The sequence below is a fragment of the Mycobacterium scrofulaceum genome (genome assembly GCF_002086735.1).
GTDB classification, from domain to species: domain Bacteria; phylum Actinomycetota; class Actinomycetes; order Mycobacteriales; family Mycobacteriaceae; genus Mycobacterium; species Mycobacterium scrofulaceum.
Genome location: NZ_MVIJ01000049.1, coordinates 1 through 17,623 on the forward strand (window position 1 = coordinate 1; position 17,623 = coordinate 17,623).

At 67.7% G+C, this 17,623-nt stretch carries 18 protein-coding genes; 12 read left to right on the top strand and 6 right to left on the bottom strand.

Features of this window, described 5'->3' with window-relative positions; genetic code table 11:
• Positions 1 to 39 precede the first annotated feature (39 nt).
• Positions 40 to 333, top strand: coding sequence for a DUF503 domain-containing protein (locus BST44_RS23615; RefSeq protein WP_083179506.1), 294 nt, complete (start codon positions 40 to 42; stop codon positions 331 to 333).
• A gap of 61 nt (positions 334 to 394) precedes the next feature.
• On the opposite strand, the gene trmI is transcribed toward BST44_RS23615, so the two are convergent.
• The gene (gene trmI / locus BST44_RS23620) at positions 395 to 1,237 is read right to left on the bottom strand and encodes a tRNA (adenine(58)-N(1))-methyltransferase TrmI (RefSeq protein ID WP_083179481.1); all 843 of its coding nucleotides are present in this window, start codon (positions 1,235 to 1,237) and stop codon (positions 395 to 397) included.
• Positions 1,238 to 1,310: 73 nt separating this feature from the next.
• Between trmI and BST44_RS23625 the strand changes: the two genes are divergently transcribed.
• Complete coding sequence (locus tag BST44_RS23625; RefSeq protein WP_083179507.1) at positions 1,311 to 2,213, top strand: RecB family exonuclease; 903 nt, start codon at positions 1,311 to 1,313, stop codon at positions 2,211 to 2,213.
• Between the two features lie 269 nt (positions 2,214 to 2,482).
• A complete protein-coding gene (locus BST44_RS23630) occupies positions 2,483 to 3,778 on the top strand; it encodes a DEAD/DEAH box helicase (RefSeq protein ID WP_083179482.1) in 1,296 nt (431 codons plus the stop codon).
• A gap of 4 nt (positions 3,779 to 3,782) precedes the next feature.
• On the opposite strand, the gene BST44_RS23635 is transcribed toward BST44_RS23630, so the two are convergent.
• Together BST44_RS23635 and BST44_RS23640 are read right to left on the bottom strand one after the other, a co-directional pair.
• Positions 3,783 to 5,165 (bottom strand): FAD-containing oxidoreductase, encoded by a 1,383-nt coding sequence (locus BST44_RS23635; protein WP_083179483.1) that lies wholly within the window; start codon positions 5,163 to 5,165, stop codon positions 3,783 to 3,785.
• A complete protein-coding gene (locus BST44_RS23640) occupies positions 5,162 to 5,671 on the bottom strand; it encodes a DUF4126 domain-containing protein (protein WP_083179484.1) in 510 nt (169 codons plus the stop codon). Before BST44_RS23640 ends, BST44_RS23635 begins: the two co-directional genes overlap by 4 nt.
• 213 nt (positions 5,672 to 5,884) lie before the next feature.
• Between BST44_RS23640 and BST44_RS23645 the strand changes: the two genes are divergently transcribed.
• The gene (locus BST44_RS23645; RefSeq protein ID WP_083179485.1) at positions 5,885 to 6,508 is read left to right on the top strand and encodes a TetR/AcrR family transcriptional regulator; all 624 of its coding nucleotides are present in this window, start codon (positions 5,885 to 5,887) and stop codon (positions 6,506 to 6,508) included.
• On the opposite strand, the gene hisG is transcribed toward BST44_RS23645, so the two are convergent.
• From hisG to BST44_RS23660, 3 genes are read right to left on the bottom strand one after another with little or no spacing between them, the layout of a single operon-like run.
• The gene (gene hisG, locus BST44_RS23650; RefSeq protein ID WP_083179486.1) at positions 6,482 to 7,339 is read right to left on the bottom strand and encodes an ATP phosphoribosyltransferase; all 858 of its coding nucleotides are present in this window, start codon (positions 7,337 to 7,339) and stop codon (positions 6,482 to 6,484) included. The two genes, BST44_RS23645 and hisG, sit on opposite strands and share 27 nt — an antisense overlap.
• Before the next feature lie 2 nt (positions 7,340 to 7,341).
• Positions 7,342 to 7,623, bottom strand: a complete 282-nt coding sequence (locus BST44_RS23655) for a phosphoribosyl-ATP diphosphatase (protein ID WP_067310353.1) — start codon at positions 7,621 to 7,623, stop codon at positions 7,342 to 7,344.
• Between the two features lie 55 nt (positions 7,624 to 7,678).
• Positions 7,679 to 8,278, bottom strand: coding sequence for a TetR family transcriptional regulator (locus BST44_RS23660; protein WP_083179487.1), 600 nt, complete (start codon positions 8,276 to 8,278; stop codon positions 7,679 to 7,681).
• Positions 8,279 to 8,582: 304 nt separating this feature from the next.
• On the opposite strand from BST44_RS23660, the gene BST44_RS23665 reads away from it, so the two are divergent.
• From BST44_RS23665 to BST44_RS23700, 8 genes are read left to right on the top strand one after another with little or no spacing between them, the layout of a single operon-like run.
• A complete protein-coding gene (locus BST44_RS23665) occupies positions 8,583 to 9,422 on the top strand; it encodes an MlaE family ABC transporter permease (protein ID WP_083179488.1) in 840 nt (279 codons plus the stop codon).
• 1 nt (position 9,423) lies between these two features.
• Positions 9,424 to 10,287 (top strand): ABC transporter permease, encoded by an 864-nt coding sequence (locus tag BST44_RS23670; RefSeq protein ID WP_083179489.1) that lies wholly within the window; start codon positions 9,424 to 9,426, stop codon positions 10,285 to 10,287.
• Positions 10,288 to 10,298: 11 nt separating this feature from the next.
• On the top strand, positions 10,299 to 11,894 hold the full coding sequence (locus tag BST44_RS23675) for an MlaD family protein (RefSeq protein ID WP_083179490.1): 1,596 nt from the start codon (positions 10,299 to 10,301) through the stop codon (positions 11,892 to 11,894).
• Positions 11,891 to 12,946 (top strand): MlaD family protein, encoded by a 1,056-nt coding sequence (locus tag BST44_RS23680; RefSeq protein ID WP_083179491.1) that lies wholly within the window; start codon positions 11,891 to 11,893, stop codon positions 12,944 to 12,946. The genes BST44_RS23675 and BST44_RS23680 overlap by 4 nt, the downstream gene beginning before the upstream one ends.
• Positions 12,939 to 13,985 carry an MCE family protein gene (locus tag BST44_RS23685; RefSeq protein WP_083179492.1) on the top strand — a complete coding sequence of 349 codons (1,047 nt, stop codon included), beginning with the start codon at positions 12,939 to 12,941 and terminating at the stop codon, positions 13,983 to 13,985. The genes BST44_RS23680 and BST44_RS23685 overlap by 8 nt, the downstream gene beginning before the upstream one ends.
• Positions 13,982 to 15,097 (top strand): MCE family protein, encoded by a 1,116-nt coding sequence (locus BST44_RS23690; RefSeq protein ID WP_083179493.1) that lies wholly within the window; start codon positions 13,982 to 13,984, stop codon positions 15,095 to 15,097. The genes BST44_RS23685 and BST44_RS23690 overlap by 4 nt, the downstream gene beginning before the upstream one ends.
• A complete protein-coding gene (locus BST44_RS23695) occupies positions 15,094 to 16,350 on the top strand; it encodes an MlaD family protein (RefSeq protein WP_208619876.1) in 1,257 nt (418 codons plus the stop codon). The genes BST44_RS23690 and BST44_RS23695 overlap by 4 nt, the downstream gene beginning before the upstream one ends.
• Positions 16,347 to 17,606: an MlaD family protein gene (locus BST44_RS23700; RefSeq protein WP_083179494.1), complete on the top strand. Its 1,260-nt coding sequence runs from the start codon at positions 16,347 to 16,349 to the stop codon at positions 17,604 to 17,606. Before BST44_RS23695 ends, BST44_RS23700 begins: the two co-directional genes overlap by 4 nt.
• Positions 17,607 to 17,623: the final 17 nt, after the last annotated feature.

A 17,623-nucleotide genomic window follows, 5' to 3' on the forward strand; every position in this document is an offset into this window, starting at 1 on the left:
ACCCGCCCCCGCCCCGAGCCCGCCGGGTTGACCCGCGGCATGTGGATCGGCTGGCTCGAGTTCGACGTGCTGCTGGGCGACGTCCGATCTCTCAAACAGAAGCGCTCGGTGGTCCGCCCCGTCGTCGCCGAGCTGCGACGCAAGTTCAGCGTGTCGGCGGCCGAAACCGGCTCGCACGAGTTGTATCGACGCGCGGGCATCGGCGTGGCCACGGTGTCCGGCGACCGCAGCCATGCGGTCGACGTCCTGGACGCGGCCGAACGCCTGGTGGCCGCGCACCCCGAGTTCGAGCTGCTGTCGGTGCGGCGCGGGCTGCGGCGCAGCGACGATTAGGGGGCCGGTAGCCGATGGCGGCGACCCGCCGCGCCCGGCTACGCCGCACTTGCGATCGCCGCTAGCCGTCGCGGCCCTCGCGTTTGCGCCCCAGCGGCGCCGGCGCGACGACGCCCGGCGCGAGCCGGCGCGTGAAGACCAGGAAGGCGGTATGCCCACGCATCGAGTGCTGCGGCCGGACGGCCAGGCCGACGACGTTCCAGCCGCGTTGCAGCGTCTCCCACGACCGCGGTTCGGTCCAGCACTGCTGGGCACGCAGCGCCTCCACCACCCGCGACAGCTGGGTCACGGTGGCGACATAGATCATCAGCACGCCGCCGGGGATCAGCAGCCGGGACACCGCATCGAGCACCTCCCAGGGCGCGAGCATGTCGAGCACGGCGCGGTCGAATGAGCCCTCCGGCCGGTCGGAGTCGGCGACGTCGGCGACGATCAGCTCCCAGTTGTCAGGCAGCCCGTCGAAGAACACCGAGACGTTGCGGCGGGCGTGTTCGGCGTGATCGGCGCGCTGCTCGTAGGAGACCACCCGCCCGCCGGGGCCGACCGCGCGCAGCAGCGAGCAGGTCAGCGCCCCCGATCCGGCGCCCGCCTCGAGCACGCGCGCACCCGGGAACATGTCGCCCTCGTGCACGATCTGCGCGGCGTCCTTCGGATAGATGACCTGGGGCCCGCGGGGCATCGACATGATGTAGTCGACCAGCAGGGGTCGCAGCACCAAGAAGGGCGCGCCGTTGCTCGACTTGACCACGCTGCCCTGCTCCAGCCCGATCAGCGCATCGTGCGCGATCGAACCGCGATGGGTGTGAAACTCCGCCCCCGGCGTGAGCGACATCGTGTAGTGCCGGCCCTTGGCGTCGGTGAGTTGGACGCGTTCGCCGACAATGAACGGGCCGGTTGCGGACACGCCGTCTAGCGTGCCAGCCGACTCGCCGCAACCGGTGCCCGGGGTTGTCGGCACCCGGTTCTACGCTGCGGACATGACCGACCAGCCGCAGACCCTCGCGCGGCCGGGGGCAAGACCGGCTTCAAGACCGGCTTCGAGACCGGCACTGTCGCCGTCCCGAGCGGCGGACTTCAAGCAGTGCCCGCTGCTGTACCGGTTCCGCGCGATCGACCGGCTGCCCGAGGCGCCGTCGGTGGCACAGCTGCGCGGTTCGGTGGTGCACGCCGCCTTGCAGCAGCTCTACGCGCTGCCCACCGCCCAGCGCGGCCCCGACACCGCGCTGACCCTGCTCGAGCCGGCCTGGGACCAGGTCATCACCGCCGCGCCCGAGCTTGCCCGCGAGTTCGAACCCGCGCAGCGCGCCCAGTTGCTCGCCGAGGCCCGCGCGTTGCTCTCCGGCTATTACCGGCTGGAGGACCCGACCCGTTTCGACCCGCAGTGCTGCGAGGAGCGGGTGGAGGTCGAGCTCGCCGACGGCACGTTGCTGCGCGGCTTCATCGACCGGATCGACGTGGCCGCCACCGGGGAGCTGCGGGTGGTCGACTACAAGACGGGCAAGGCACCGCCGGCCGCGCGGGCCCTGGCCGAATTCAAGGCGATGTTCCAGATGAAGTTCTATGCGGTGGCGCTGCTGCGCACCCGCGGCGTGCCGCCCACCCGGCTGCGGCTGATCTACCTGGCCGACGGCCAGGTGTTGGACTACTCCCCGGACCACGACGAGCTGCTGCGCTTCGAGAAGACGCTGACGGCGATCTGGCGGGCCATCCAATCCGCCGGCCAGACGGGTGATTTCCGTCCCAGTCAGTCGCGGTTGTGTGACTGGTGCCCCCATCAGCAGCACTGCCCGTTGTTCGGCGGAACGCCGCCCGCCTACCCCGGCTGGCCGGATTATGGTGCGGCGCAAGTGCTTTCGCGGCCGACCGAGCCGGCGGCGTGACCGCCGTCCGGTCCGCCGATGTGACAAGGGTCATTGCGGTGTGACCGCCCGGACGCGATAGTTCACCGGCGAATGCGGTAGGCTGTTGTCAACGTTGGCCGCCGAACGGGTCGCCAGCACGTCGTGATCGATTCGTTATTTCCTCTCAGATCCCCGCGGGGCGCCGAGTCCGAGATGACTAGGTGCGCACCGCACAGCCTCGAGTCGCGGCGATCGATGTTGCCAGATGGGCAATCTCGCTACCACCGACGCTTTAGGGACAGTGAAACATGCTTGAAGACACCACATTTGCTCACCTCGGGGTGAGCCAACCGCTGGTCGACGCGCTCGCCAAAGGCGGCGTTCACCGGCCATTCCCGATCCAGATCCAGACCTTGCCGGATACGCTTGCCGGCCGTGATGTGTTGGGCCGCGGCAAGACCGGCAGCGGCAAGACGCTCGCCTTCTCGATTCCGCTGGTGAGCCGGCTCGACGCCGGGAATCGCCGGCCGGGCAAGCCCACCGGGCTGGTGCTGGCGCCCACCCGCGAACTGGCGACACAGATCGCCGCGACCATCGCGCCGCTCGCCGCGGTTCGGGGCTTGCGCGTGGCCACCATCTTCGGCGGGGTGCCGCAGCACAGGCAGGCCACGACGCTCAAATCCGGCGTCGACATCGTCGTCGCCTGCCCGGGCCGGCTGGACGACCTGATGAAGCAGGGCATCGTCAAGCTGAGCGCCGTACAGGTGACCGTGATCGATGAGGCCGATCACCTGGCCGACCTGGGCTTCCTGCCCACCGTCACGCGCATCCTGGCCGCCACCCCGGCGAACGGCCAGCGGTTGCTCTTCTCGGCCACTCTGGATGCCGCGGTCGACACCCTGGTGAAACGATTCCTCAGCGACCCCGTGACGCGATCGGTCGCCGAACCGGCGTCCGTGACTCCCGCGATGACCCATCACCTCTTCTGCGTCGACGGGCCCCAGGCCAAGAGGGACCTGGTGCACCGGCTGGCCGCGGGCGACTCCCGGCGAATCCTGTTCATGCGGACCAAGCACCAGGCCCGGAAGCTGGCCCGCCAGCTCACCCAGTCGGGCATCGCGTCGGTCGAGTTGCACGGCAACCTTTCCCAGAACGTGCGTGACCGGAACCTGGCGGCGTTCGCCGCCGGACACGCCCGCGTGCTGGTAGCGACCGACATCGCCGCGCGCGGCGTGCACGTGGACAACATCGAGCTGGTGGTGCACGTCGACCCACCCCCGGAGCACAAGGCTTACCTGCACCGCTCCGGCCGCACCGCGCGGGCCGGGGCCTCCGGCGACGTCGTGACGATCGTGCTGCCCGAGCAACGCCGGGACACCGAATCGATGATGCGCAAGGCGGCCATCCGCGCCGTCCCCCAGCAGGTCACCGCGGCCTCCCCCGTCATCCACGCGCTGGCCGGACAGGCCTCGCCCCGTCAGGTCACCGCGCCGGTTTCGGTGCCGCCCCAGCGGTCCGGGCAGGCTCCGGCCTCCTCCCGCGGACCGGCCGCCGCGGGTGGCCGGCGACGGCGCTCCCGCCGCCCCGCCGCCGCGTCGCGGTAAGCGGTCACTGGAGCGGGGCCATCTCCTGCAGCATGGTGGGCACGAGCTCGCTGACGGTGGGATGGATGTGCATGGTGCGCGCCAGGGTGGTGTACGGCGCTTTGGCCGACATGACGTCCAGGATGGCATGGATCACCTCGTCACCGCCGACCCCGAAGATGGCGGCGCCCAGGATTTCCCGGGTGTCGGCGTCCACCACCACCTTCATAAAGCCTTGCGTCTCACCCTTTTCCACCGCACGGCCGACTCGTGTCATCGGCCGCTTGCCGACCAGCGCCTTGCGCCCCGACGCGCGGACCTGCTCGACGGTCATGCCGGCCCGGCCCAGCGGCGGGTCGATGTAGAGCGCGTAGGTGGTGATGCGGTCGCTCACGCGCCGCGGGTCGTCGTCGAGCAGGTTGGCCGCGACGATCTCGAAATCGTTGTAGGAGGTGTGGGTGAAGGCGCCCTTGCCGTTGCAGTCCCCCATCGCCCAGATGTGGTCGACGTTGGTCTTGAGCTGGTCGTCGACCACGATGTAGCCGCGGGCGTCGGTCCGCACCCCGGCGGCATCGAGGCCCAGGTCGTCGGTGTTGGGGCGGCGGCCGACGGCCAGCAGCAGGTGGCTCCCGGCGATCGGCGCGGCACCTGCGTTGGGGGTGAGGTCGAAACCGTTGTCCGTCTTGGTGATTCGCACGTCATCGGCGTCCACGACGACGTCGATGCCCTCGTCCTCGAGGATCTCCCGAACGGTGGCCGAGACGTCCTCGTCCTCGCGGGACGCCAGCCGCGAACCCCTTTCGACGACCGTCACCCGCGCGCCGAAACGGCGATACATCTGCGCGAACTCCAGCGCGATGTAACTGCCCCCCAGGATCACGAGATGGCTTGGCAGCGTGTCGAGTTCGAGGATGGAGACGTTGGTCAGGTAGTCGACATCGGCCAGTCCCGGGATCTCGGGCACCACCGCGCGGCCACCGACGTTCAGGAAGACCTGGTCGGCCTGCAGCACGTGGTGCCCATCTTCCGAGTCGACGAGCAGCGTGTGCGGATCGGTGAAACGCGCGTGCCCGCGGAAGACGGTGCAGCCGTCCATGCCCGTCAACCAGTCCTCGACGCCCTTACGGTCCGCGAGCATGATCTCGTCTTTGCGCGCCTTGACTTTCGCCATGTCGACGCCGACCGGCCCGGTCGTCACACCGTAGTCCGCGCCGCGGCGCGCCAGGTGGGCCGCGTACGCGCTGGCGACCAGCGTCTTGGTCGGGATGCACCCGGTGTTGACACAGGTGCCGCCGATGAGTTTGCGTTCCACCAGCGCGACCCGCCGCCCGGCCGCCGTCAGGCGGCCCGCCAGCGGTGGTCCGGCCTGGCCCGCTCCGACGATGACCGCGTCGAAATGCGCTGTCACTTAACCGCCGTCAGCAGATACTCCGTCAGCACGTGACCCGTGACAGCGGCGATCGCGAAGCCGCCCAATATCGCGACCGCGTCCTCCAGCAGCGCGATGGGCAGGTCCTTGCCCGTCGCGGCAGCCAGCCGTTTGCGCGCCTGGTAGCCACCGAGGGTGCCGAGCACCGCGCCGATCACACCGGCGCCGAGCGCGGTAAAGGTCCAGTGCGGCCACGCGCCAAGCGCCGCGCCCGCCAGTCCGCCCATGACGATGCGGGCGGCGAAGATCGGCGGCGCCGTGCGGGCCGGCGTCTTGGGCAGCTTGTCGTTGACCAACTCGCCGACCGCGAGCACGGTGAAAACGATGACCGTGATGATGTTGGCCATCCAGGACGCCCATGTGCCATGCAGGTCGATCCAGCCAATGTAGGCGGCCCAGGCGACCACGGCGGGAGCGGTCAGCGAACGCAACCCGGCGACGACGCCAATCAGTAAAGCCAGCAGCAGGATCAAGGAATGTGTCATGGGTAGCTCCTGTGGAGGTGGACCACCAGAGTCGGTCCCCCGGCGGGTACGAGTCTTTCATCGGTGGGTGCGGGTGCCAGCGTAGCCAGCGAGACGGCGATCGGCTCCCTTCTTCGGTGGCGGCCCGGGTGACCTCGGGTTGGCACGGAGGCGGCTGGCTGCTATGTCTACGACTGTAGACCCCACACGCCACCGATGTCTACACTTGCAGATATGGCCAATTCCAAGAAGCAGTCCGCGGCGCCTCGCCCGCGCAACGCGGCCAAGACCCGCGCCGACATCCTGGCCTCGGCACTGCAGGCCTTCGCAAGGTATGGCTATGACGGCGCCGGGGTCCGCGAAATCGCGCGCGACGCCGGTGTGACCGCAATGCTGATCAACCGCTACTTCGGATCCAAGGAGCAACTCTTCGCCGAGGTGGTCGAGGCCGCGTTCGCGCCCCCGGCGTTCTTCGGCGATGACTCGGAGTCACTGGCACACGACGCCGCCCACAACCTTGTCGCGTTAAGCGCGCCCGAGATAGAGCAATTGGGCAGGTTCCCAATCATGTTGCGGTCGGTACCGAACCCCCGGGCCGCGGAAATCGTGCGCGATGCTCTCCGGCGCCATGTGGGAAGACGGCTCGCCTCGCGGCTACCTGAACCGGACCAGCCCCTGCGCACAGAGCTGATACTGTCCGTCATCGCCGGGGTGTGGTTGATGCGAAGCGTCATCCAGACGCCCGCACTCACCGAAGCCTCGGCGGACCGCCTGACGGACGCGGTGACGGCGGTTATTCAGACCCTGATCGACATGCCGCTGGATGGCCGATCAGAACCGGCAGAACCGGATGTCTGAAGCCAGAATTGCTTTGGCGCCGATGGCCGCAAGCTCGTCCATGATCTCGTTGACGCCACGGCGGGGCACCAGCGCGCGGATCGCGACCCAGTCCGGATCGGCGAGCGGGGCGATGGTCGGTGACTCCAAACCCGGCGTGATCGCCGTCGCCCGGTCCACGACTGAACGCGGGCAGTCATAGTCGAGCATCAGATATTGCTGCCCGAAGACCACACCCTGGATGCGCGCCACCAGTTGATCGTGCGCCGCCTGCGTCCCGCCTGGGCCCTCCGGGCCGGTGCGCTCGATCAGCACCGCCTCCGAGTCGCACAGCGGATCGCCGAAGGCCACCAGGTCGTGCAGGCTCAGGGTGCGCCCGGAACCGACCACGTCGGCGATGGCGTCGGCCACGCCGAGTTGCACCGAGATCTCCACCGCCCCGTCGAGTCGGATGACGGTTGCCTCAATGCCGCGCTCCGCCAGATCTTTTCGGACAAGATTCGGGTAGGCCGTCGCGATCCGCTTCCCGGCCAGATCCGCCGTCGTCCACGCACGCCCGGCCGGGCCGGCATAGCGAAAGCTGGACGACCCGAAACCCAAGGCCAGCCTTTCGCGCACCGGCGCGTCCGAGTCGCGGACCAGATCGCGTCCGGTGATGCCGAAATCGAGCTGCCCCGAACCCACATAGATCGCAATGTCTTTGGGCCGCAGAAAGAAGAACTCGACCTGGTTGACCGGATCGATGACGGTGAGGTCTTTGGAATCGGTGCGACGGCGGTAGCCCGCCTCCGCGAGAATCTCGCTGGCCGGCTCGCTCAGCGTGCCCTTGTTGGGAACCGCTACCCGCAGCATCGTCACAGCTTCCGGTAGACGTCGTCGAGCGACAGGCCACGCGCGATCATCAACACCTGCGTCCAATAGAGCAACTGGCTGATCTCCTCGGCCAGCGCCTCGTCGGGTTCGTGCTCGGCGGCCAGCCACACCTCGCCGGCCTCCTCGAGGATCTTCTTGCCCAACCCGTGGATGCCGCCGTCCAGCGCGGCAACCGTCGCGCTGCCGGCCGGCCTCGTGCGGGCGCGCTCGCCCAATTCGGCGAACAGATCCTCAAACGTCTTCACGGCCAGCGATTGTTTCACGCGGCGGCGAGCACAGTCACGGCGGTTTCCCGCCGGCGACGTTTGAGCCGCCCGATCAGCTCAACCCGGCGAGCGTCATGCGCAGCGCCTCTTCGAGCTGAACATGAAACTCCGGGCCGTCGGCGGGCTGGGTGAGCCAGCGATCGATGACGAATTTGGCCGTGGCCAAGCTGGTGTGCACCAACAGCGCGGGCCGGACGTCTGCCGCTGCGTCGACGCCCATGCGGGCCGCCACTTGCCCGACGAATTCGCGATGTTCGGTCGCGGTGACCAGTACCGATTGGCTCAACAGGTGCGGGGCGGTGGCCACGGCCTGGCGCCAGGTGTCCAGCGTCTGGACTTCGATGACCTCCTGGGCGCGCGCGACGAACAGCCGGATCAACGCCTCGACCGGTGACTCGTCCGGTGGTCTCGCGCTGTAGGACTCGACGATCTCGGCGCTGGCCTCCCGGACGGGACCGACCAGCAGGCTCTCCTTACTGGGTGCGTACCGGAAATAGGTGCTGATCGATACGCCCGCCGCCGCGGCGATCTCCTCGGTCGTCACCGCGTCGAAGCCGCGTTCGGCGAAAAGCCGCTGCGCGGTCTGCTGGATCTGCGAAACTAGCTCGGCACGACGGCGGTCTCGCAACGAGCCGGTGTTTGCTGAGGGCATGCCTTCACCTTCGTCAATCCGACATTTCGACCCTGCGGCGCCGTCCAGCGACGAACTCAGATGAGTGACTCTACACTATTGAAAGTCCCTATCAAGTAGGTTAATGTGATGCAGCACACACCGTTGAACAGCGCAATCGTGGGACCTGTTGACACTATTTTAATAAGAATTGACTCTCGATGGCACCCGAGCGCGCCTGCACGGCACTCACGGAATCAGGGGTGGGAGAGGCCGATGGAAGCCGTAGCTGACATTCGATGACGGGTGCCGTGAGTTTGCTAGACATACGACAAATAGCCGCGCTATGACTACCGGACACGACGGCGTCACCGCCATTCAGGAATGGTCCATCGGATACGTCAAGCGTCACCCCGTCGCGTCACTGACCACCGTCGGCGAACAATTCGTCCTCGGTGTGCGCACCGTCCAGTACTTCTTCCTCGACCTGCTCACAGGGCGATTCCAGTGGCAGGAGTTCGTCCGCCAGGGCGCGTTCATGGCCGGCACCGCCGTGCTGCCCACGATCCTGGTGTCACTGCCGATCAGCGTCACGCTGTCCATCCAGTTCGCCCTGCTGGCCGGCCAGGTCGGGGCCACGTCGCTGGCCGGGGCCGCCAGCGGGCTCGCGGTCATCCGGCAGGGGGCGTCGCTGGTGGCCGCGGTGCTGATGGCGTCGGCCGTCGGGTCGGCCATCACCGCCGACCTGGGCTCACGGACGATGCGCGAAGAAACCGACGCGATGGAGGTGATGGGCGTGTCGGTGATCCGCCGCCTGGTGGTCCCCCGCCTCGCCGCGGCGGTGATGATCGGGGTGGCCCTCACCGGAGTCGTGTGCTTCGCGGGATTCTTCGCGAGCTACATGTTCAACGTCTACTTCCAGAACGGGGCGCCGGGCAGCTTCGTGTCGACGTTCGCGTCGTTCGCGACGACGGGTGACATGATCCTTGCGCTGGTGAAGGCGATCGTGTTCGGCGCGATCGTGGCCGTCGTGTCCAGCCAGAAAGGCTTGTCCACCAAGGGCGGACCGACCGGCGTCGCGAACTCGGTCAATGCGGCGGTCGTCGAGGCGATCCTGCTGCTGATGATCGTCAACGTCGCCATCAGCCAGCTCTACATCATGTTGTCGCCCAGGACGGGGCTGTGACGTGACCGCCTCCGCTTACCAACCGTTCGCACCGATTTCGGTGCCGCTCGTCCGGCTCTACCGCCGGGGCAGACTGCCGATCATCCGGCTCGGCCATCTGCTGGTCTTCTTCGTCCGGGCGCTGGTCGCCGTGCCGCTCGCCCTGCGCCAGTACCGCGGGGAGTTCTTGCGCCTGCTGTCGAACATCACCTGGGGCAACGGCTCGATCGTGGTGGGTGGGGGGACGGCCGGGGTGGCCGTCGTGCTCGGCGTGACCGTCGGCGCGCTGGTCGGCATCGAGGGCTACAACTTCCTGAACCTGCTCGGCCTGGGGCCCGCCACCGGGTTCGTCTCCTCGCTGGTCAACACCCGCGAGCTGGCTCCCCTGATGGCGTCGCTGGCGTTCGCCATGCAGGGCGGCTGCCGCTTCACCGCCCAGCTGGGATCCATGCGCATCGCCGAGGAAATCGACGCGATGGAATCGATTGCGATCCGCCCGATCCCGTACCTGGTGACCACCAGGCTGATCGCCTCGGTGGCCGCGATCGTCCCGCTGTACGCCGCGTGCCTGGCGATCGGCTACCTCAGCACGCAGCTGGTGGTGGGGATCGGCAGCGGCGGCTCGACCGGTTCCTATTTGCACTACTTCACGCTGATGCTGGCCGGGCAGGACATCGTCTACTCCCTGATCAAGGCCGTCATCTTCGTCTGGATCGCCTCCACGATCCAGTGTTACTACGGGTACTACGCCAGCGGCGGACCCGAAGGCGTCGGGGTCGCCGCGGGACACGGCATGCGGGCCAGCATCACCGTCGTGATCGTCGTGAACATGCTGCTCACCATGGCGCTGTGGGGCGTCGACTCCGGTGCGAGGTTTGGCGGCTAGGTCGGTGGAACATGCCCAATTCCTTTGAGCTGGACGGCCGCGGGCCCTCCGACCGCCAGCTGTTCGGCATCGGCATCGCCGTCGTAGTGGTCAGCGCAATGATGACCACCGCGATGTTGATCAAATCCACTGGCAGGCTGAACGATTACGTGCGGGTGGTCGCCGATCTGGTGAATGTCGGCGACGGCCTTCCGCAGAAGTCGGACGTGAAATACCACGGCGTCCTTGTCGGCATGGTCGACGGCGTCGTCCCCGCGGCGCACGGAAGACCCAACTACGTCCACATCGACCTCAAGCAGGAATTCGCCGGGTCCATTCCGGCCAGCGTGACCGCGCGGGTGGTGCCCAGCAACGTCTTCGCCGTCTCCTCGGTTCAGTTGGTCGGCTCCCCAAACCAGGAGGGCCACGGCGCGAGCATCCGTGCCGGCGCGCACATCCCGGAAGACCGGCGGCTTCCGACCGTGTTGTTTCAGACGACCGTGACCAAGTTGCGCAACCTGCTCGCCGCCGCGGGCCGCGACCGCGACGACCGGTCCGTCGGAATTCTGGCCGCGCTGGGCGCCGCCACCGACCATCGCCGGGTCAGCCTGCTCAACGCCGGCGCGCAGCTGAACCGCCTTCTCGATCAGCTCAATTCGATCGTCAGCACGGATGCCGGACCGTCGACCGTGTCCGCGCTGCTGGACGCCACACGTGGCCTCGCGCAGACGGCCCCGGACCTCCTCGACGCACTGCATCAGGCCGTCGAGCCGATGCGGACTTTCGCCGAGACACGCGGACAGCTGGCTTCGCTGCTGTCGGGCGCCGACGACACGGTCGGCACGACGCGCCAGTCGCTGGGCAACCACATCGACCAGCTCATCCGGATCACCACCGATTTCACGCCGGTCCTCGGCGTGCTGGCGCAGAAGTCGAACAATTTCGTGCCCGCGGTCGCCAAATTGGACAACCTGGCCGACACGTTCATGGACCAGGTCTGGAACCCCCGGACGAACCTCGGCAACATGCGCGCGATGCTGACGTTCACGCCCAGCTCCACCTACACCCGTGCGGACTGCCCCCATTACGGTGAGCTGAAGGGGCCCAGCTGCTTTACCGCGCCGCTGATTCCGGTGCGTCCCGACCTGCCCGACGTGCTGCTGCCGCAGAACTATCAGCCGCCCAAGGATCTGGCCCCGCCGCCGGGCACCGTGATCGGTCCGGACGGCAACCTCGTCGCCGTCGGGCCGCCGCTGATCAATCCGAACCCCAACTTGACCGATCCCAATCCGCCACTGGCCCCCGGGATCACGCCGTCGCCGCCCGTACCGGGAAGCGCCAACCCCGACAACCCGTCGCCCGGTGCCCCCGCGACGCCACAACCGCACGAACCGTGGGTCGCGCCGGTGGCACCCAAGGCGCCGTGGATTCCGCAGGCCTCCTTCGGCGTCCCTCACTTCGGGGGGAACGTCGGACCCGTTGGGAGCCAATACGAACGCAACGTGCTCGGCGTGGTCACCGGCGCGCCCGCGACCGAAGCCACCGAGCTGCTGCTGGGTCCCGTCGCCCGTGGCACCACGGTGTCACTCGCTCACCCGCCGGTCCCGCCCCCCGGGGAGGCCAAATGAAGTTTCGCGGCCCGCTCGTCGCATTGACCCTCTTCATGGTCGTCTCGTTGATGCTGACATGGCTGGTGTATGTCAGCCTGCGGCGTGACGTGGCCGGCAACACCGCCGGGTACTCGGCGGTGTTCAGCGACGTGTACGGGCTCCGCGAAGGCGACGACGTCCGGATGGCCGGGGTGCGCGTCGGCCGGGTCGAAAAGATCGAGCTCGACGGGAAACTGGCGAAAGTGTCGTTCGTGGTGCAGTCCGAACAGCGGTTGTTCGGCAACACCCTCGCCTCGGTGACGTACCAGAACATCGTCGGCCAGCGTTACCTCGGATTGTCGTTGGGCAGGGAAGGCAGTCCGGAGCTGCTCCCCCCGGGCAGCACCATCCCGCTGGAACGCACCGAACCCTCGTTCGACGTCACCACGCTGCTCAACGGCTACGAACCGTTGTTCAGCCTGCTGAACCCCCACGACGCGGACAACCTCACCAAGGGCATCATCGCCTCGCTGCAGGGCGACACGTCCTCGCTGACCACACTGGTCGCCCAGACGTCAACGCTCACCGAGACTTTCGCGGGCCGAGATCAGGCCCTCGGCAGTGTCATCACCAATCTCGACAAGGTGATGGGCAACCTGGCCCAACAAGACGACGACCTCGACGGGGTCATCACCGAGGCCCGTAGCGTGGTCGGCCAGCTCGACGCGCGGCGCCCGGACCTGGTCGCCTCGGTGGGGTCCCTGGCCCGGGTGACCGGCCGGCTGTCGGCCTCGGCCACCGACGTGTATCCGGCACTGCGCGAATTCATCGACCGCCGGCCCGGAGCCACCAAGCACATCATGGACGTCGAACCGCAGGTGGCCTTCTTCGGCGACAACATCCCCCTATTGCTGAAGGGGCTCGCCCGGGTCGGCAACCAGGGCGCATACGGCAACGCCTACGTGTGCGACGTGAACTTCATGGGGTTCTTCCCCGGCCTCAACGATGTGGTGCCGATCATCGTCAACGCCGCCACGCCGGGCAATACGGCGTGGCACACGCCCAGATGCAGGAGTACGGCTGATGGCTGACGGGTCCGTATGGGAGCGGATGAAAAGGCGCCCACTGGAGAGCTACAACAAGACGTGGCTCGGGTTCATCGCCGTCGCCGTGGTCGCGGTGATCATCGGCGTCATGCTGCTCGTGCACGCGCTCGGCGCCGGATACCGGCACTACACCGCCGAGTTCCTGCAAGCCGCGTCGCTGCGGGCCGGCAACCCCATCGTCGTCGCGGGCATCCCGGTGGGCAACGTCACCAGCATGAAGCTGGTGGGCGACCACGTCGAGGCGGGGCTGAAGATCCGCGACAACATCGCGCTGGGCAAGGACTCCCGGGCGCAGATCAAGGTCACCACCATCCTGGGATCGCGGTACCTCGCGATAGCACCCAACGGCCCGGCACGCCTGCCCCACAACACCTTCGACCTCGCACATACCGAGGTCCCCTACGACCTGCAAGCCGCGCTGCAGGACGCCACCACCACCTTCGAGCAGGTCGACTCCGACCGGTTCGCGCAGTCGCTCGCGGTGCTCGGCAAGCAGCTCGAAGGCCTGCCCGCTGTTGTGCCGCAGGCGATCTCGAACATCCACACGTTGTCGTCGATCATCGCGGTACGACGCGACCAGCTCGGGCAACTGCTGCGCAGCACCGAGCAGGTGACCAACACGCTGCGGCGCCAGCAGGCCGGCATCGGCACGCTGGTCAACCAGGGCCAAGACCTGCTGGGCCAATTCGTCGCCCGACGCGCGGTGTTCCACGCGATGATGCAATCCCTGTCCAGCCTCATCGACACCATGAGCCAGGTCGTGGTCAACGACCGGTCGGGCCTGGAGTCGCTGATCAAAGACATGCGGGACTTCACCGATTTGATGTCCAAACACGACGACCTGCTGCACAGCATGCTGCAAACCAGCCCGATCTTCTTCCGCGAGGCGGCGAACCTCACCGGCGACGGCAACGCGATCAACTTCAACGCTCCCAACGTTCCGCTGATCGACTCGTGGATGTGCGCAATCAGTGGGCGTGCCAAGCAATTCGGCATGATCCAATATTTCAAGGACTGCAAGTGAGGGGCCCCGGGCGCAGAGCGGTGGCCGTCATCGCGGTCCTCGCGGTCATTGCCACAGCGGTCGGCGTCGGCTGGTGGTACCTGGGTGCCGGCGAGGACACGATCACCGTGACCGCCCAATTCGACAGCGCCTCCGGCCTGTACGAGGGCAATGAGGTGGCGGTCCTGGGCATGCCGGTCGGCAAGATCACCAAGATCACCCCCAAGGGCGGTTACGTCGAAGTCGACTTCACCGTCGACCGCCACGTCAAAGTTCCTGCCGCCGCGCAGGCCGTCACGGTGTCGACCTCGATCCTCACCGACCGGCAGATCGAGCTCACGCCGCCCTATCACGGTGGACCGACGCTGGAGAACCACGACACCATCGGGTTGCCCCGGACCAAGACCCCCGTCGAATTCAGCAGCGTCCTCAACGTTCTCGACAAGGTGACCAAGTCGCTCGAGGGCGACGGCCGCGGCGGCGGCCCGATCGCCGACGTGCTCAACGGGGGCACCGAGGTGGTCAGCGGGAACGGCGAAAAGATCAAAGCGGCGCTCGGTGAGCTGGCCAAGGCGCTGCGCCTGTCCAGCGACGGCGGCGCGACGACCCGCGAGCAGATCACCACGATCGTGCGAAACATCAGCACCCTGTTCGACGCGGTCGCCGCGAACGACACCAAGCTGCGCGAATTCGCCTCCACCATCCACCAAGTCAGCCAGATCATGGCCGACGAGGACCTTGGCAGCGGCAGCACGGGACGCAGACTCGACCAGTTGATCCAGCGTGCGGGCGACCTGCTCGACGCCAACCGGGACAACATCAAGCAGGCCGCCCTGAATGGCAATGCCACGCTCAAGACGGTGACCGACCAACGACGCGACCTGGCGGAACTCCTCGACCTGGCTCCGCTGGTGGCCGACAACGCCTACAACATGATCGACCGCGCGAACGGCAGCGTGCGTGCCCGCTTCCTCACCGATCGGTTGCTCTTCGACAGCCAGTACACCAAGGAGATCTGCAACCTGATGGGCCTTCGCCAGTTGGGATGCAGCACCGGGACGATACAGGACTTCGGCCCCGACTTCGGACTGACCTATGTGCTGGACGGCATGGCCGCCATGGGGCAGAAATGAGGGCCACGGGCGCGCAGCGCGCGCGGGGCAGGCTCGCGGTGGTGGCTAAGGCAATGGTCCCGTCAACGGTGATGGCGATGGTCACGGCAGTAGTCACGGCATGGGCCACCGCGGGCTGCGCCACGAACGGTCTTGCCAGCCTGCCCCTTCCGGCGCCGGGGCTGGGTTCGGGTGGCTACTCACTGAACGCGGTCTTCTCCAATGCGCTCAACCTGCCGATGAACGCCAAAGTGAAGCTCGCCGGCGCCGACGTCGGGCAGCTCGAATCCATGGTCGCCCGCAACTACACCGCGGTCACGCGGCTGCGCATCAGGGACGGCGTCCAACTGCCCCGGGGCAGCACCGCCGAATTGCGGACCGCGACACCGCTTGGCGACGTGTTCGTCGCGCTGAAGCCGCCGCCGGCGAGCGACCCCGGCGCTTCCCTGCTGAAGGACGGCGACACCATCGGGTTGGATTCGACGGCGGCCGCCGCGACCGTCGAGTCGGTGCTGAGCTCGGCGGCGGTCCTGGTGAACGGCGGGGCAATTCGCAACTTCACCAACATCATCAACGGATTCGGCAAGGCGACCGGCGACCAGGGCCAGGCGTTCGGGAACATGATCCGCAAGTCCAACGAGCTGCTCGGCAGGCTGGATTCGCGATCCGATCAGATCTCGAACGCGCTGACCCAATTGTCGGGCCTGGCCGACGAGCTGGACGCCAAGAATCAGACCATCAGCGACTTGATGGCAGCCGCCAGCCCCGCGACGTCGGCGCTGGCCGACAACACCGCCCAGCTTTCCGACCTGGCCGAGCGGGTGGGCGCCACCTCCCGGCTGCTGGCCCGGTTCCCGTCGATCGGCGGCACGGACACCAGCGGCCGCAGTATCGTCCGCGACCTGAATACGGTCGCCGCCGCCGCCAACGACGTGGCGGTGAGCCCAGATACCAGCTGGCTGGCGTTGAATCGGCTCATTCCCCCACTGGTGAAATCGACGGCCGGGAACTCGATTTCGGTGAACGTCAGCGTCGACAAGATCATGCTCGGGTCGATACCCGACATCGGATTCCCCGGTGACATCGGGTTGCACGGACCGCACCACTACAACGTCAACCTGCTCGTGGGCACCCTCAAATACACCCTGTGGCGGCTACAGGAGCGCGTGGTCGGCCGCGGCCCGAATTCGCCGCAGGTTCCGGTCGTTCCCGACCCGAACATCCCGGGCCAGATCGATGTCGCCCCCGGGCCACCGCCGGGACCACACCCGTGAACCGCGCCACCGGCAACGCCGCCAATCTCGTCGTCCGGGCGGTGCGCGCGGCCCATAGGCAACAGGTCTGGCTTTCGGTCGCCGGATTGGTGCTCATTCTCGTCGTTGCGACCGCCTACCTGCTCGTCGGCGCGCTGCGGGTGCAGCCATTCGCCTCGTCCTACCGGGTCACGGTGCAGTTGCCGGAATCTGGCGGCCTACTGCCCAACCAGGACGTCTCGTTGCGGGGAGTCCGCGTCGGCCGCGTCGAGTCGCTGCGGATCACCGACAACGGGGTGGACGCCATCGCCAGCATCACGTCGAAGGTGCGGATCCCCGCGAACAGCGTCGCGCACGTGTCGGCACTCTCGCCGGCCGGGGAGCAGTTCATCAACTTCGAGGCCGCGTCCGATGCGGGGCCGTATCTGCACGACGGCAGCCTCATCACTTCCGACCACACGAGCGTCCCGGTCAGCCTGGCACAGTTACTCGGCGACGCCGACGGGCTGCTCGCCCAGGTCGACCCCCACAAGGTCGAGTTGATCAAGAAGGAACTGAGCCTGAGCAAGGAGGGCCCCGCGAAGCTGACCGCCATCGTCGACGGCGGCACCTTCCTGCTGTCCACGCTCGATTCGGTGCTGCCCCAAACCACCAGCATCCTCAAGACCAGCCGCGTCGTGCTCACGCTGGCCGGCGACAAGAACGCCGGGCTGGGCGCCGCCGCAACCGAACTCGACCACACGCTGACCGGCGTGGCGCGGATGCAGGCCGGCTATCGCCGGTTGACCGCGCAGACGCCGCGCACACTTTCGGCCGTGGACAACCTGTTCGCCGACAATTCGGACACGATGGTGCAGTTGTTGGGCAGCATGGCCACCATGTCCCAGCTGCTCTATCTGCGGGTGCCGGCGCTCAACGCGCTGTTCCCCGACTACCGCGGGTCGGTGTTGGACGCGGTGACGAGCGCCTTCCACGATCACGGCGTCTGGGCGACGGCCGACCTCTATCCTCGCTACGTGTGCGACTACGGCACGCCCTCGCACGCCTCCTCGGCCGCCGACTACTACGAGCCGTTCATGTACACCTATTGCCGCGACGACGACCCCGCGGTCTCGATCCGCGGCGCCAAGAACGCGCCGCGGCCCGGGGGTGACGACACGGCCGGCCCACCGCCGGGCGCGGACCTGGGCCGCCGAACCGATCCGACCCCGCGGGGCCGCTACACCATTCCCACTCCCTACGGCGGCCCGCAGCTGCCGATCGAACCGCCGCACTGACCAGCTGAGACCGTGAG

Coding starts and splice junctions, on each gene's coding strand:
- BST44_RS23615 (WP_083179506.1), top strand. CDS start 40: ATGTGGATCGGCTGGCTCGAGTTCGACGTGCTGCTGGGCGACGTCCGA.
- BST44_RS23625 (WP_083179507.1), top strand. CDS start 1,311: ATGACCGACCAGCCGCAGACCCTCGCGCGGCCGGGGGCAAGACCGGCT.
- BST44_RS23630 (WP_083179482.1), top strand. CDS start 2,483: ATGCTTGAAGACACCACATTTGCTCACCTCGGGGTGAGCCAACCGCTG.
- BST44_RS23640 (WP_083179484.1), bottom strand. CDS start 5,671: ATGACACATTCCTTGATCCTGCTGCTGGCTTTACTGATTGGCGTCGTC.
- BST44_RS23645 (WP_083179485.1), top strand. CDS start 5,885: ATGGCCAATTCCAAGAAGCAGTCCGCGGCGCCTCGCCCGCGCAACGCG.
- hisG (WP_083179486.1), bottom strand. CDS start 7,339: ATGCTGCGGGTAGCGGTTCCCAACAAGGGCACGCTGAGCGAGCCGGCC.
- BST44_RS23660 (WP_083179487.1), bottom strand. CDS start 8,278: ATGCCCTCAGCAAACACCGGCTCGTTGCGAGACCGCCGTCGTGCCGAG.
- BST44_RS23665 (WP_083179488.1), top strand. CDS start 8,583: ATGACTACCGGACACGACGGCGTCACCGCCATTCAGGAATGGTCCATC.
- BST44_RS23675 (WP_083179490.1), top strand. CDS start 10,299: ATGCCCAATTCCTTTGAGCTGGACGGCCGCGGGCCCTCCGACCGCCAG.
- BST44_RS23680 (WP_083179491.1), top strand. CDS start 11,891: ATGAAGTTTCGCGGCCCGCTCGTCGCATTGACCCTCTTCATGGTCGTC.
- BST44_RS23685 (WP_083179492.1), top strand. CDS start 12,939: ATGGCTGACGGGTCCGTATGGGAGCGGATGAAAAGGCGCCCACTGGAG.
- BST44_RS23695 (WP_208619876.1), top strand. CDS start 15,094: ATGAGGGCCACGGGCGCGCAGCGCGCGCGGGGCAGGCTCGCGGTGGTG.